The sequence below is a fragment of the Herbaspirillum sp. meg3 genome (assembly GCF_002257565.1).
Taxonomy (GTDB): Bacteria; Pseudomonadota; Gammaproteobacteria; order Burkholderiales; family Burkholderiaceae_D; genus Herbaspirillum.
The window spans coordinates 403637-417537 of sequence record NZ_CP022736.1; the positions used below are offsets into that span (position 1 = coordinate 403637).

General features: G+C 57.7%; 13 protein-coding genes. 8 read left to right on the plus strand and 5 right to left on the minus strand.

Annotated features, from left to right (window positions below; all coding sequences use genetic code 11):
- Positions 1-8: 8 nt before the first annotated feature.
- The gene (locus tag hmeg3_RS01840) at positions 9-983 is read right to left on the minus strand and encodes an AraC family transcriptional regulator (protein WP_232511815.1); all 975 of its coding nucleotides are present in this window, start codon (positions 981-983) and stop codon (positions 9-11) included.
- A 46-nt stretch (positions 984-1029) separates the two neighbouring features.
- On the opposite strand from hmeg3_RS01840, the gene hmeg3_RS01845 reads away from it, so the two are divergent.
- Genes hmeg3_RS01845 through hmeg3_RS01855 form a run of 3 tightly spaced genes read left to right on the plus strand, consistent with a single transcriptional unit; the run spans position 1030 to position 2499 of the window.
- Positions 1030-1773: an SDR family NAD(P)-dependent oxidoreductase gene (locus hmeg3_RS01845; RefSeq protein WP_094562220.1), complete on the plus strand. Its 744-nt coding sequence runs from the start codon at positions 1030-1032 to the stop codon at positions 1771-1773.
- Positions 1774-1792: 19 nt separating this feature from the next.
- A complete protein-coding gene (locus tag hmeg3_RS01850; RefSeq protein ID WP_094562221.1) occupies positions 1793-2197 on the plus strand; it encodes a VOC family protein in 405 nt (134 codons plus the stop codon).
- Positions 2197-2499, plus strand: a complete 303-nt coding sequence (locus hmeg3_RS01855; RefSeq protein ID WP_232511817.1) for a hypothetical protein — start codon at positions 2197-2199, stop codon at positions 2497-2499. The genes hmeg3_RS01850 and hmeg3_RS01855 overlap by 1 nt, the downstream gene beginning before the upstream one ends.
- A 149-nt stretch (positions 2500-2648) precedes the next feature.
- Here hmeg3_RS01855 and argE read toward each other — a convergent pair whose 3' ends face one another.
- Complete coding sequence (argE, locus tag hmeg3_RS01860) at positions 2649-3866, minus strand: acetylornithine deacetylase (RefSeq protein ID WP_157739191.1); 1218 nt, start codon at positions 3864-3866, stop codon at positions 2649-2651.
- Between the two features lie 77 nt (positions 3867-3943).
- A complete protein-coding gene (locus tag hmeg3_RS01865) occupies positions 3944-5239 on the minus strand; it encodes an MFS transporter (protein WP_094562224.1) in 1296 nt (431 codons plus the stop codon).
- A gap of 151 nt (positions 5240-5390) precedes the next feature.
- Between hmeg3_RS01865 and hmeg3_RS01870 the strand changes: the two genes are divergently transcribed.
- The 4 genes from hmeg3_RS01870 to hmeg3_RS01885 all read left to right on the plus strand — a co-directional run bounded on the left by hmeg3_RS01870 (position 5391) and on the right by hmeg3_RS01885 (position 9834).
- Positions 5391-6281, plus strand: a complete 891-nt coding sequence (locus hmeg3_RS01870) for a LysR family transcriptional regulator (protein WP_094562225.1) — start codon at positions 5391-5393, stop codon at positions 6279-6281.
- Between the two features lie 209 nt (positions 6282-6490).
- Positions 6491-8044, plus strand: coding sequence for a methyl-accepting chemotaxis protein (locus tag hmeg3_RS01875; protein WP_094562226.1), 1554 nt, complete (start codon positions 6491-6493; stop codon positions 8042-8044).
- Positions 8045-8158: 114 nt separating this feature from the next.
- On the plus strand, positions 8159-9223 hold the full coding sequence (locus tag hmeg3_RS24605) for an alpha/beta hydrolase (protein WP_157739192.1): 1065 nt from the start codon (positions 8159-8161) through the stop codon (positions 9221-9223).
- 431 nt (positions 9224-9654) lie between these two features.
- The gene (locus hmeg3_RS01885) at positions 9655-9834 is read left to right on the plus strand and encodes a hypothetical protein (protein WP_094562228.1); all 180 of its coding nucleotides are present in this window, start codon (positions 9655-9657) and stop codon (positions 9832-9834) included.
- Here hmeg3_RS01885 and glmS read toward each other — a convergent pair.
- The gene (gene glmS, locus hmeg3_RS01890; RefSeq protein ID WP_094562229.1) at positions 9821-11638 is read right to left on the minus strand and encodes a glutamine--fructose-6-phosphate transaminase (isomerizing); all 1818 of its coding nucleotides are present in this window, start codon (positions 11636-11638) and stop codon (positions 9821-9823) included. The two genes, hmeg3_RS01885 and glmS, sit on opposite strands and share 14 nt — an antisense overlap.
- A 138-nt stretch (positions 11639-11776) precedes the next feature.
- Between glmS and hmeg3_RS01895 the strand changes: the two genes are divergently transcribed.
- On the plus strand, positions 11777-12244 hold the full coding sequence (locus tag hmeg3_RS01895; protein ID WP_094562230.1) for an Lrp/AsnC family transcriptional regulator: 468 nt from the start codon (positions 11777-11779) through the stop codon (positions 12242-12244).
- Positions 12245-12277: 33 nt separating this feature from the next.
- Here hmeg3_RS01895 and glmU read toward each other — a convergent pair whose 3' ends face one another.
- Complete coding sequence (glmU, locus tag hmeg3_RS01900) at positions 12278-13636, minus strand: bifunctional UDP-N-acetylglucosamine diphosphorylase/glucosamine-1-phosphate N-acetyltransferase GlmU (RefSeq protein ID WP_094566085.1); 1359 nt, start codon at positions 13634-13636, stop codon at positions 12278-12280.
- Positions 13637-13901: the final 265 nt, after the last annotated feature.

The window sequence follows — 13901 nt, forward strand, 5'->3', positions numbered from 1 at the left end:
ATCGCCAGCTACGACCTTATTTCATTTGTGATTCTTGTGGCGTCTAGCCCAGGCGGTCGACCAAACTCGCGCGAATACTCCCTGCTGAACTGCGTTGAACTCTGATAGCCAACCTCATATGCAGCGGCTGTGACACTGTAGCCCGCCGACACGAGCAAGGTCCGTGCTTGGAGCAAGCGTACTTTCTTTTGATATTGCAACGGACTTAACGCCGTCACAGCTTTGAAATGCCGATGGAACGCGGAGGCGCTCATGGCCGCACTGTTGGCCAGTTGTTCCACGCGCAACGGCTCCGCATACTGGCGGCGAATCTGCTGAATGCTCAGGTTGACCTTGGCCAGGGCCGTATCCGGCAACGCAATATCGCGCAACATCCATCCCATAGGCCCCTGCAATACCCGATAAAGAATCTCACGTTCATAAACTGGCGCTAACGCAGTTATGTCGGCCGGATGGCGCATGAGACGGAGCATCCTGGCCCAGGCATCGAGCAGCTCAGGTGTCACCGCTGCCACCGAGAATCCAGCGGCCTTATTCATACGATCGGCAGTATTGGGCAGGTTTTCGAGCAAATTCGAAATAATGTTGGCATCCAAGGTCAAACTGACCGCCAGATAAGGCTCGCCTGTCTCGGCGGGATGCACGACACCCGCCGCCGGCAAATCCACGGACATGACGAAATAGGTTGCTGGGTCGTAGTGTAAGCTGCGTCCTCCGACAGTCAGGGTCTTGCTACCTCTGAGAATCAAGTTGACCATGGGGTCGTAGACGGCTGCCAGCTGATGCTCTGGGATGATGCCCTGAACCATGGCGACGCGCGGTATACCGGTCTCGGTGCGGTGGTTTTGGGCGAGGGCAGTAAGGGCGCGAAGCTCGTTCAACTGATTTTCCATGTTGGGATTAAACCTCATCTTGAACTTTATTGGCAATGAAAAAGCAGGAATAGGCAGGATTGAGGCGTAAACCGGCAGGCTGACTTCCAAGTGCTTCGCTATCGTAGAGGCTCTAATTAACTACTCGGAGCTTTTCATGAACATCGTCGTTATCACTGGTGGTAGTCGCGGAATCGGTGCCAGTACCGCCCGGGAATGCGCGCGTCGCGGCCTTGGCGTTATCCTCACTTACAACAGCCAGCAAGCTAAGGCTGAGGAGGTGGTTCGACAAATTGTTGAAGATGGTGGCGTCGCTACCGCCCTCAGACTCGATGTCGGCGATTCGCACAGCTTCGGCAGTTTTCGCAGTGCAGTCGAGCGCACTTTGTCTAACGTCTGGGATGTTACGCAGCTTGCTGGACTGGTGAACAATGCCGGCTACGGCTTGTTCAATCCTATCGACTCCGTTACCGAAGCGCAGTTCGATGGCCTGATGAATGTTCACTTGAAGGGGCCGTTCTTTCTTACGCAGGCGTTATTGCCGCTGATGATGGAGGGGGCCAGCATCGTCAATTTGACCAGCGCGACGTCGCGTGTTGCTACTCCCGGGGTGGCACCCTACGCTGCCTTCAAGGGGGGACTTGAGGTCCTGAGCAGATACATGGCCAAGGAATTTGGTGAGCGACGTATTCGCGTCAACGCGGTCGCTCCTGGTGCTATTCGAACAGAACTCGGCGGTGGTCTAAATGAAGAATTTGAAGCTCTGCTGGCATCCCAGACCGCGTTGGGACGGGTTGGCGAGCCAGAGGACGTTGCGCGTGTAATCGCGACACTACTCACGCAGGACGGTGGCTGGATAAATGCGCAATCCATTGAAGTCGCCGGCGGTTACATTATCTGATTCGAAACGGGAGAAAGCCATGCTGGACCACGTATTTCTATCGGTAAGCGACATCGACCGCTCAATTGCCTTTTACACTGCGGTGCTGGCGCCGCTGGGCATCACCAATCGACATGACTACGACGGCAAGGATGGCCCGCCGGGACACCCGGACCTGAAAGGTTTTGGTGCCAACGGCCGCATGTTTTTCTGGTTGCGCGAAGGCTTAGTTGCGGGCGGTGCAGCGCATATTGGCTTCGTGGCACGTAGCCAGGAAGCAGTGAACGCCGCGTACTCAGCCGCCATAGCAGCAGGGGCCATCGACAAGGGCGCACCTTCGGCACGCGCATACTACGACCCTCGCTACTATGCCGCCAACGTGCTGGACCCGGATGGATATAGCCTGGAGTTCGTTTATAAGAGCTGGCAGCACGGAGACCAATAATGGCCGAGGCGATGGAAATTACGACCTTCTTCCTGGCCAAGAACGTGACGATGAAGGGCTTCATTGCTGCTAATGCCGACGTGGATGCATGGCTCAAGCTGCAACCCGGATTCATCCTGCGCCGCATCACCCAACGGGCGGACGGCTTGGTCACCGACATGCTGCTGTGGACATCCGCGAAGAACGGCGAGCGTGCCGCTCACGGTATCGTTACTGAACTAGCCGGCTCGCCAGTACATGCGGCCGTCGACCATTCCACGGTCGATTGGTCGGTGAACGTGTGTCGGCACTGGGTGGATTGAGATGTCCTCAATCGGTCAGAAATCGACAGCGATATCGGATATGAACAATAAAAAAGGCGGATTTCACGAGAAATCCGCCAACAGCACCAGGGGGCCACAAAAGAGTATCGACAACTTGGGTAAGAGAGATACCGATGCCGGGATAATTGCTAGGATTTGCGCGCAGCCATGTCACTGATCAGGCTATCGATGAAATCTTCGCACAACACCAACTGCTCTGCCGTCACGAACTCGTCTGGGCGATGCGCGTGATTGATGTCGCCAGGTCCGCAGACGACCGAGTCGATGCCATGTTTTCCAAAAATCCCGGCCTCAGTGCCAAAGCCAACCTTGCTCTGCTCGCCGGGCGCAGCGTGGGCCGCCACGATCTTCCGGATTTCCGCCCCCGTTGGTGTCTCCAAGGGCGGATAGTCGATACAGGGCTGCAACTGAATCGCTGATTCTTCCGCTTTTTCGCGCATCTCCGGCAGCAATACGGTATCGATGAAATCACGGATGCGCCGATCGATAGGCGCCGGATCCTGAACCGGCAAATAGCGATACTCGAACACGAATTCCGATGCTGCCGGAATCGTATTGGTGGCAATGCCCGCGTTGAACATGGTGGTGGTCATGGTGGTGTAAGGCACGTCGAACCTGGCGTCGTGCGGCCCCTGTTCCAGCTCGCGCGACTGTGCCCGCAGGAAGGCCAGCAATTCACTGCCATACTCGATGGCATTGACCGCCACATGCGGTGTCGATGAATGTGCACTACGCCCGGTGACCTGGCAGCGGAATGCACGCTTGCCTTTGTGCCCCGTCTTCATCTGCATGTTGGTCGGCTCGCCGACGATGCAACCCAGCACGTGCAATTGCCGCTGCGCCAGATCTGCCAGCAAGCGGTGCACACCCAGGCAGCCGACCTCCTCATCATACGAAAAGGCCAGGTGAAAAGGCGTCTGAGAATCAGACTCCAGGATGGCATCCACCTTCGCCAGCGCAATGGCGATGAAGGCCTTCATGTCGCAGGCGCCGCGACCGTAGAAGCGGCCATCGCGCTCGCTCAACACGAAAGGATCGGAGCTCCATGCCTGGCCGTCCACAGGCACCACATCGGTATGTCCGGACAGAATGATTCCAGGCCTCTTGCCTTGACCTACGGTAGCGAACAGGTTCGCTTTGCGGTGCTCGTCGTCATACGTGATGCGTGCGTTGATATTGCGCTGGTACAGGTAGTCCTGGATGAAATCGATCATCTGCAGGTTGGAATGCCGGCTTACCGTATCGAAGGCGATCAGCTCCCGCAAGATTTCAAGGGCGTGCTGATCAGGCTTGCGCGACTGTCCCGCCAGAGCGGTGATGGGGAAGGGTGAGTTGGTTGGCGACATGGCATTCATTGAAAAACGGCGACCTCATCCCTGTTCACAGGCCATGGGACGAGGCCGCCAAAGGAGATGACAGGATTTCAATCCGCTGCATGGCGATCGCGCACCAGCAGAACCGGAATGCAACTGAGCGTGGCAGCCGCAATCAGGTAGTAGGCAATGGCCAGCTTGTCGCCCGTCAGGACAATAAGCCAGGTGACGATTGCCGGCGTAAATCCGCCGAATACCATGACCCCAATGGCGTAGGAGATCGCCACGCCCGTCACCCGGATACTGGTGGGAAACAGTTCGCCCAGTACACCGGAAGCGCAACTTGCGTAGCAGGCCAGCAAGGCACCGATGGTAACCTGCACCAAGATCAGCGAAGCCAGGGTTGGCCATTGGGTCAGCAGATAAAACAGCGGATAGGCCAGCACCGCGGTCAACAGGGTGCCAAACAGCATCGGCATCTTGCGGCCGATACGGTCGCTCATGAGCCCCGCCAGCGGACAGCACGCCAGCATGGTGACGCCATAGGCGATCTGGCCGATATAGCTTTCCTGCAGGCTCAGATGCAGCTCGCGCACGGCGTAAGTGGAGAAGTAATTGGAGATGTAGGTGGCGATCGTCCAGAACAGCATGATCAGCACGCCCATGCCGATGGTCCGGTAGTGCTGCATCAGCGTGCTGCGTACCGGCGGTTTCCTGTGATGCGCATTGGCCAGGAAGTCCGGCGTCTCGGCCACGGTGCGGCGAATGTAGATGCCCACCGGGGCGATCAGCAAACCGAATACGAACGCCAGACGCCAGGCGCCGGCGAAGAGTTCCTCCGGAGTAAAGACACTGGAAAGCAGCAAGCCGATCAGGCCGGCCACCAGGACACCGCAGCCTTGCGACATTTGCTGGAAGGCCGCGTACAGGCCGCGCCGGCCGACCGGTGCATTTTCATGCAACATGGCCACCGCACCGCCGACTTCGCCGCCGGCGGAAAATCCCTGCACCAGCCGTCCGATTACCACGATCACCGGCGCCGCCAGGCCGATGCTGGCATAGCCCGGACAGAAGGCGATAACCGCCGTGCCGGTGGCCATGAGCAAGATGGTCAGACTCATGCCCTTCTTGCGCCCAACCCGGTCAGCATAGGCGCCGATGACCAATGCCCCCACGGGACGGGCGATGAAACCAACGCCAAAAGTCGCGAAGGTCAGGATCAACGCGACAGTGTCCGACTGCAGGGAAAAGAAGGTTTTGGAGATCGGCACGGCAAAGATGCCATAGGCGATGAAATCATAAATCTCCAGCAGGTTGCCCATGGTGGCGGCAATTGCCGCGCGCCTGGCCTGCGATTTTCTATCGACCGGAACGGCCGTAGCCACACCGACGTGTTCAGTCTCCATCCTGATGCTCTCCGTCATTGTCTTCTCCATGTTGTGGCTGCCATGGGAAAACATGGCAGGCGATTTGGCAAACGGAGTATAGGCAACTAAGATATGCCTTACAAATATGATATTAATATTCATGTATATTTATAAAGCATAGGCAAACAATATGGAAATTCGTCACCTTCGCTATTTCTCGGCCGTGGCCCATCACGGCAGTGTGGCCGAAGCCTCGCGCCGCCTGAACATCGCCCAGCCAGCATTGAGCCGGCAGATCATGGACCTGGAGGAGGAACTGAAGGCCTCGCTGTTTGTGCGCGGCGCCCGCGGCGTCACGCTCACGGCCGCCGGCCAGCAGTTCCACAAGGATGCCGAACGCCTGCTGCAGGAACTGGAAGAAGCAAAGGAGCGCGTCTCCCGCATCACCTCCGGCCAGTTGGGCTCGCTGCGCATCGGCATGACGCCCAACTACACCTGGCATCCGGCACTGCTCAAGCCCTTGCAGAAGTTTCGCCAGTCCAATCCCAGTGTCACCCTGCTGCTGGAACCATCGATGTCAGCCAGGCAGCTGGAGGACATCCAGACGGGTAAGCTGGAGGGTGGCTTTCTGGCCTGGCGCAGCGATGAAGATGCCCATCTGCAAGGCTTCACGATGTTTCGCAATCGCCTGCTGCTGGCCATTCCAGCCAGCAGCCCCATGGCCAAAAAACCGCCGGCGCGGCTCAAGGATTTGCGCGACGAGCCCTGCATCTGGTTCCCGCGTACACGCTCGCCGCGCTATTACGATTTCCTGATCCATCAATGCCTGATGGCCGGCTTTTCCCCCAAGCTGGTGCAGCTGGGCAGCGATGTCTCCACCATCCTTGGCCTGGTTGCGGCGGGCATGGGCTACTCCATCGTCTCGGATGCCTCTCGCTTCAACTGCCCGCGTGACGTGGTGCTGTTTGAGCACCCGGATCTGTCGTCTTCCTATGACGTCGAGTTCGTCTGGAGCGACGAGAGTCGCTCTCCAACGCTGGAAAATTTCATCAGCTTCCTACGGAAATACACGATGGAGTAGCGATGTCATGGTTCCGCATCCCGGCGATTTTTTGCCTGCGAGCCATACTTTCAAAGCATAGATATCTCGCATAACGGTATTTTTCGAATTAGGGCCGCATTGCTATATTCAAGCCAAGGGAGCGCTTCGTGAAGCGCTCGAGGTGCCGGAACGCCGACAGTCTCAGCCGCGGGTTCCGGTGTTGATATAGCTATTTCGATGAGTCCGTCATGTTCAATCCAGCCAAACTCCGCCTGCACACCAAACTTCGTATCGCGCTGCTGTCGACCTGGCTGGGCATCCTGCTGATCGGTGCCGCCAGTGCCTACATCACGCGAGCCGCGTTACTGGAGGAACGCAAGGCCGGCCTGGTCAACCTGGTTGATACGGCTTCGGCGGTACTCAGGCAATTTCATGCCCAGGCGATCGCCGGTCAGCTGGATGATGCACAAGCCCGGCGCCAGGCCTTGCAAGCCATGTCGAAGATGACATATGGCAGCAACGGCTATGTGACCCTCATCGACGACCGCCCGGTGGTGCTCACCCACCCCACCTTACCCAAGCTGATCGGACAGGACATGCACGACTACCTCGATGCCCGCGGACAGCCGCTGTACCGCAACATGGTCGCCGCCGGCAATCCGGGCGGAGGCGGTTTTGTCGAGTACATGGTGCGCTCACCCGACGGCCAGCAGCAGCTGCCCAAGATTACCTATGTCCAGGGATTTGCGCCCTGGCACTGGTATGTCAGCTCGGGCACCTTGCTCAACGACATCAACGAGGTAGTCTGGTCCCGCCTGCGCATCCTGCTGCTGGCCCTGCTGCTCATCGGCGGCGTGCTGACCTGGCTGCTCAATAGCATCTTCGGCCGCGTGCTGCGCAGCATGGGCGGCGAACCGGACTATGCCACGCATATCTCGCAGGAGATTTCTACCGGCAACCTTACCGTTTCGGTGCAGACCAGGCATGGCGGTAGCATGCTGAGCGCGATGGCCCAGATGCGCGAGTCGCTGATCAGGATCGTCTCTGCATCACAAGACTGCGCACGTGAAATGAGTGTAATGTCACGCGAGATCGTTGACGGCAATATGAATCTGTCGGCCCGCACCGAACGCCAGGCAGCGTCCTTGCAGCAGACCTCGGCAGCCATGCAGACCTTGACCCAGACAGTGCGTGAAACGGCCGAGAATGCCGCCCATGCCTCGAAATTTTCGACACAGGCAGCACACACCGCACAAGATGGCGGCGCCATCGTCGCCGCTGTCGTCAGCAATATGGATGGCATTGCCAGATCGGCGGCGCAAATCAACGGGTTCGTCGAACTGATCCAAGGCATCGCGGCGCAAACCAATATCCTCGCCATCAACGCCGCCATCGAAGCTGCTCGTGCCGGCACTCATGGACGCGGCTTTGCGGTAGTGGCCCAGGAAGTGCGCGCGCTGGCCGACCGTTCCGGCCATGCCGCGCAGCAGATAAAGCAACTGATCGACGCTTCCAAGGGAAATATCGCCACCGGTGTCTCGCTGGTCGATGATGCCGGCCGCATCATGAGCGCGGTGGTCGAATCCGTAACCCGGGTTTCGCAGCTGATCACCTCGATCGAACAAACTACCGATGAGCAGAAACGCAGCATCGAAGAAGTCAGCCTGGCTGTAGCAGACATCAACGACATGGCGCAGCAGAATGCCGCACTGGTGGAGGAAGCCGCCGCCAGCTCCGCCACCCTGGCCAGCCACTCGGGCGTGCTGATGTCCACCATGGCGCATTTCCGGGTAGCGGCCTGACTCGTGCTGAACTGCCGGTGTCCGGCAGCTGCCGGCATCGGCCAGAAGCAGCCATCAATAAAGATTTCGCTTTGACAAGCAGGCAGGCGTACCCTATCAAAACGAGGATAAGACATGCGCTTCATTCATACCACGATATTAGGATTTTTCTTCTGCACATCTTTGGCTCACCTTGCCGGCGCGTCCGAAGTCGACGTTGTTAACAGCCCGGTACCGGTGGTGCTACATGACCGTCTGAGCGTACAAACGGCAAGCGGCGCAGGCGATGTGCCAATACGTGTCTCACGTAATTGGAAACTTGAGCAGCCCGACATTACGAGAGCCGTTATCATCATTCATGGCTGGCCGCGTCGCGACATTGACGCAGACGAAGATCTGCAACAGCGTGCCGGCTCCTTGGCCACAGATACGCTCTTCGTCACGCCTCAATTCCTGACGGATGTTGATGTCGAGGCGCATCACCTCTCTCCGACGACATTGCGCTGGCGAGAACGCGACTGGCTGCAGGGCTACGACGCCAGATGGCCTACCCCAATCAGCGCGTTTTCAGTGATAGACCAGATTTTTACGCGGCTTGCGGACCGAAGGATTTTTCCTCATCTGAAAGATGTTGTGTTGGCGGGCCACTCTGCTGGAGGTCAGTTCGTGCAGCGCTATGCGGTGGTAGGTCATGCCTCGCAGGAGATCGTCGCTTCCCACATCCATGTCCGTTACGTCGTTGCCAATCCAGCTGCCTATCTGTACTTCGACGACAGGCGACCGCAGGCGGACGGCAGCTTTGCTGCTGTGAGCGCTCGTTGCCCCACTGCCGGAACATGGAACAATGGTCTCTCCGCCAGACTGCCTGCTTACGTGCGGCAACCAGTGGAGCCGGCCATGCTTGAAAAACACTATTTGCAGCGTGACGTCGTCTACTTGCTCGGCACCGCTGACAATGATCCCAACGCAGACGCTGTCGGTCAGTCCTGCACGTATAAAAGCCAGGGCGCAACACGCCTGGAACGCGGGCATGCATACTTCCGCTACGTGACGGCTGCAGCCGAAGCTGCTCATCTGCCACAACGGCATCGTTTGTTCGAAGTGCCAGGTGTGGCGCATCGCACATTCGCCATGTATCACTCGACGTGCGGCCTGGCAGCGGTGTTCGGCAAATCCGATTGTGAAGACGCGCTGCATTAAATGCCGAGAAGAATTCGAAAGACTGTCGCGCAACAGGCAATCGGATTGATTTTTCAATCAATCGTGATCAAGCTACAAGGAGGCACTTGAAACTTGGATTGCAGTTTGGTGCTATTAACGTCTCTTATCAGCCAGAAGCCGCTATCTGACGTAGCATCCGTCGGCGGCGCAAACTAGGAGCTGCAAATCCCGCGGTAGTGAGCACAATGCTCAAGTTGGCTAAGTGAAAATGAGCGTTCTTTGGTATATCGCTGTATGAAAATCAGGGGTGGCCGCTTGTCTATTTCGCTGCGGTGATGCCCCCGGCCTGGCCCGGGTAGACGACAAGCTCAATTGCGCATGGATAGATAGCATCGCGACCTCCTGAGGAGGTATAAATCGTCCTCGTCGGGGCGGGTGATGTCATCACGAGTCTTTGTTCTTAGGAGGTGATGGAAATCGTTCTTTGCTATTGCAAGTCAGGGGAAATGAAAGATGTTCTTTTTGATGTTGGGACTGGCTTTGCAATCGATTTAACCGCCCTAGAAAAAAAGGCCTCCCTTAAAAAGGGAAGCCTTTTAATTCCGGCCAACAACAGTCAAAACACAAATTTTTCCATCACTCCACAGTGACCGATTTTGCCAGGTTACGAGGCTTATCGACATCTGTACCACGTGCCAATGCCGTGTGATACGCCAGCAATTGCAACGGCACGACATGCAGGATTGGTGACAGCAATCCGTAGTGTTCCGGCAAACGAATGACGTGCAGGCCTTCGCTGGAGACGATGCTGGAGCCGGCATCGGCGAAGACATATAACTGGCCGCCGCGTGCGCGGACTTCCTGCATGTTGGATTTCAGTTTCTCGATTAGTGCGTCGTTCGGTGCAATCGTGACGACGGGCATTTCTTCTGTGACGAGTGCCAGAGGGCCGTGCTTGAGTTCGCCGGCGGCGTAGGCTTCGGCATGGATGTAGGTGATCTCTTTCAGCTTCAACGCGCCTTCGAGTGCAATCGGGTAATGCAGGCCGCGTCCGAGGAAGAGGGCGTTTTCTTTGCGTGCAAATGCTTCGGCCCAGGCTGCGATGCTGGGTTCCAATGCGAGCACGCTTTGCAATGCCGCCGGAAGATGGCGCATTGCTTTCAGATGCGCCGCTTCTTGCTCGTCGCTGAGCAGACCTCGGGTTTGCGCCAGCGCCAGTGTCAGCAGGAACAACGCCGCTAACTGTGTGGTGAATGCCTTGGTGGAGGCGACGCCGACTTCAACCCCGGCGCGTGTGATGTAGGCCAGTTGTGACTCTCGCACCATGGCGCTGGTGGCGACGTTACAAATCGTGAGTGTGTTGGTCATGCCTTGCGCGCGCGCATGTTTGAGCGCGGCGAGCGTGTCGGCGGTTTCGCCGCTTTGCGAGATCGTGACCACGAGTGATTTCGGATTGGGGACGCTGTCGCGGTAGCGATATTCGCTGGCGATTTCTACGTTAACCGGAATTTTGGCGATCGATTCGATCCAGTATTTGGCGGTGAGGCCGGAGTAATAGCTGGTGCCGCAGGCGAGGATGAGTACCGAATCGATGTGCTTGAAAACTTTGTGCGCGCTGTCTCCGAACAATTCCGGCATGATGCTCTCAACGCCTTCCAGTGTGTCGGCAATGGCGCGCGGCTGTTCGAAAATTTCCTTTTGCATGAAGTGCTGGTAGGGGCCGAGCTCTACCGCGCTGGTGAAGGCGTGTACGGTTTTGACTTCGCGTTCGGCCGGTTTGCCGTTGACGTCGACGATCCAATAGCGCTGCAGTTGCAGGTCGACGACGTCGCCTTCTTCGAGGTAGACGATCTGGTCGGTGGTGCCGGCCAACGCCATGGCGTCGGAGGCGACGAAATTTTGTCCGTCGCCGACGCCGAGGATCAGCGGGGAGCCTTGGCGGGCAGCGACGACGCGGTGCGGTTCGTCGACGCAGAAGACGGCGATGGCGTAGGCGCCTGTCAGGCGACGCACGGCTTGTTGCACGGTTTCGAACAGGTCGCCGGTGTACATGTGATCGACCAGGTGGGCGATGACTTCGGTATCGGTCTGGCTTTCAAAGACGTAACCCACGCTTTGCAGTTCTGTGCGCAGTTCTTCGTAATTTTCAATGATGCCGTTGTGAACCAGTGCAATGCGGTCGCGTGAAAAATGGGGATGCGCGTTGTGGGTGGCAGGTGCACCGTGTGTCGCCCAGCGGGTGTGGGCGATACCGGTAAAACCGGCGAGGTGGGTTTCGGCGACTTGCTTTTGCAATTCGGCAACGCGGGAGGTGCTGCGCGAACGTTGCAGTTTGCCGTCCATGTGTACGGCCACGCCGCAGGAGTCATAGCCGCGGTATTCGAGGCGCTTCAATCCTTCCAGCAAAATTGGAGTGACATCCTTTTGCGCCACGGCGCCGACGATTCCGCACATATGCTGCCTTTCATAATTGAGTGAGTGGGCTCATCTTAGGGCAGGCGATATGAAATAAGATTTCTAAATTTATAGATATTTGGATTATTATTCCATGATATATGTTTATTGAAATAATATTTCAAATATTGAGTATAAATGGAAAAAATAGAGATGGATGATTTGGATAGGCGTATCTTGAATGCTCTGCAGGACGATGCCTCGCAAACCAATCATCAATTGGCAGAGCGGGTACACGCTTCAGCGCCGACTTGCCTGCGCCGGGTCAAGCGTCTGGTGGATGCGGGTGTCATTGCGCGTCAGGTCGCCTTGCTGGCGCCTGAGAAGCTCGGATCGGCGTTGACCGCCATTGTTGAGATCACGCTGGATCAGCAGGGTGATGAGCGTCAGGTGGAGTTTGAGGAGTTGGTGGAAGGCGAGGCGGCGGTGTTGCAGTGCTATCGCGTCTCGCCGGGACCGGATTTCGTGTTGATGGTGCAGGTAGCCGATATGCCTGCTTATCACGCGCTGGCACATCGTCTGTTTGCTACGCACAAGAATGTGCGCAACGTGCGTAGCTATTTTTCCATTCACCGCAGCAAGTTCGAAACGCGGATCGCCGTCTGAGGCGACTGTCGTGATTGCCGCGGCTTCCGCGCTTTATTTCTTGATCTTGACCGGACGCGTCCAGCCGGGCAGCGACATCTGTTTGGCGCGTGACAGCGTCAGCTGATCTGCCGGCGCATCCTTGGTCAGCGTTGTGCCTGCGCCGATGGTGGCGCCTTTGCCGATACGCACCGGGGCGATCAGTTGGCTATCGCTGCCAACGAAGACGTCATCTTCGATGATGGTCTCGAATTTGTTGACGCCGTCGTAATTGCAGGTAATGACGCCCGCGCCAACGTTGACGCCGGATCCGATGGTGGCGTCGCCGATATAGGCCAGATGATTGGCTTTGCTGCGGGCGGCGATCTTGCTCTTTTTAACCTCGACAAAGTTGCCGATATGGACGTCTTCACCCAGCTCGGTGCCGGGGCGCAGGCGCGCATACGGGCCGACTTGCGCGGTCGCACCGACGATGGCGTCGTCAATGTGTGAAAACGGTTTGATCTGCGCCCCTTTGCCGATGCGCGCATTCTTGATGATGCAATTGGCGCCGATGGTGGCACCGTCTGCGATGTCGACTTTGCCTTCGAAGATGCAATTGACGTCAATGCTCACATCGCGGCCACAGGTCAGTACGCCGCGTACATCAAGGCGTGCAGGGTCGAGCAGCGTGACGCCCTGTTCCAGCAGGGTGTTGGCGATGCGGCGTTGATAGGCGCGCTCCAGTTCCGCCAGTTGTACCTTGCTGTTGACGCCCAATGTCTCGGTGATGTCCGCAGGCTGGGCCGACACGACTTCGACACCGTCGGCGACTGCTGCTGCAATGACGTCGGTCAGGTAGTACTCGCCTTGCGCATTGTCGTTGGATAGTGCTGACAGCCAGCCGCGCAGCTTGGCGGTCGGCGCGGCGATGATGCCTGTATTGACCTCTTGAATGGCACGTTCGGCCTCGTTGGCATCCTTTTGCTCGACTATGCGAGTGATTTTGCCATGTTCGCGCACAATGCGGCCATACCCGGTCGGGTCGGCCACGGTGACCGTCAGTACGGCCAGCTTGTCGTTCCCCGCCACTGCCAGCAGGCGTTGCAGCGTTGCCGGTGTCGTCAGCGGAACATCGCCGTACAGCACCAGCGTGGACGCATTGTCATCAATAAAAGGCAAGGCCTGCGCGACCGCATGGCCGGTGCCGAGCTGCGGCTCTTGCAGGGCGAATGACAGCGTTGCATCGGCAAAGCTGGAGGGAACGGCGTCGCCGCCATGGCCGTAGACCACGCATAATTTAGACGGCGCCAGGGTCTTGGCGGTATCAACGACATGACCAAGCAGCGGTTTGCCGGCGAGAGGGTGAAGGACTTTCGGTAGCGCAGACTGCATGCGCTTACCCATGCCGGCGGCGAGGATGACGACGTTCATACGTTCAGGAATGATGGCGGAAAAGAAGGTGAAAGTGTAGCACGCGGCTACAGAGCAGATCGGATGGAACACCTTGCCCCTATGCAGAATAGAGGCTTGGTTCTGCGCGTACTTGGCGCTTTGCGCGACCCGATCGCAGGCATGTCGCCGAGACTGTATCTGAGCAATTAGTAAGGCGGGTGTTGATGCGTTCCCGGGTGGGGTTCTAAGACAAGTTGGTCGGCGACATCCCTGTCTTTAACCGCGTATCTCGCTGGCGTTGGCA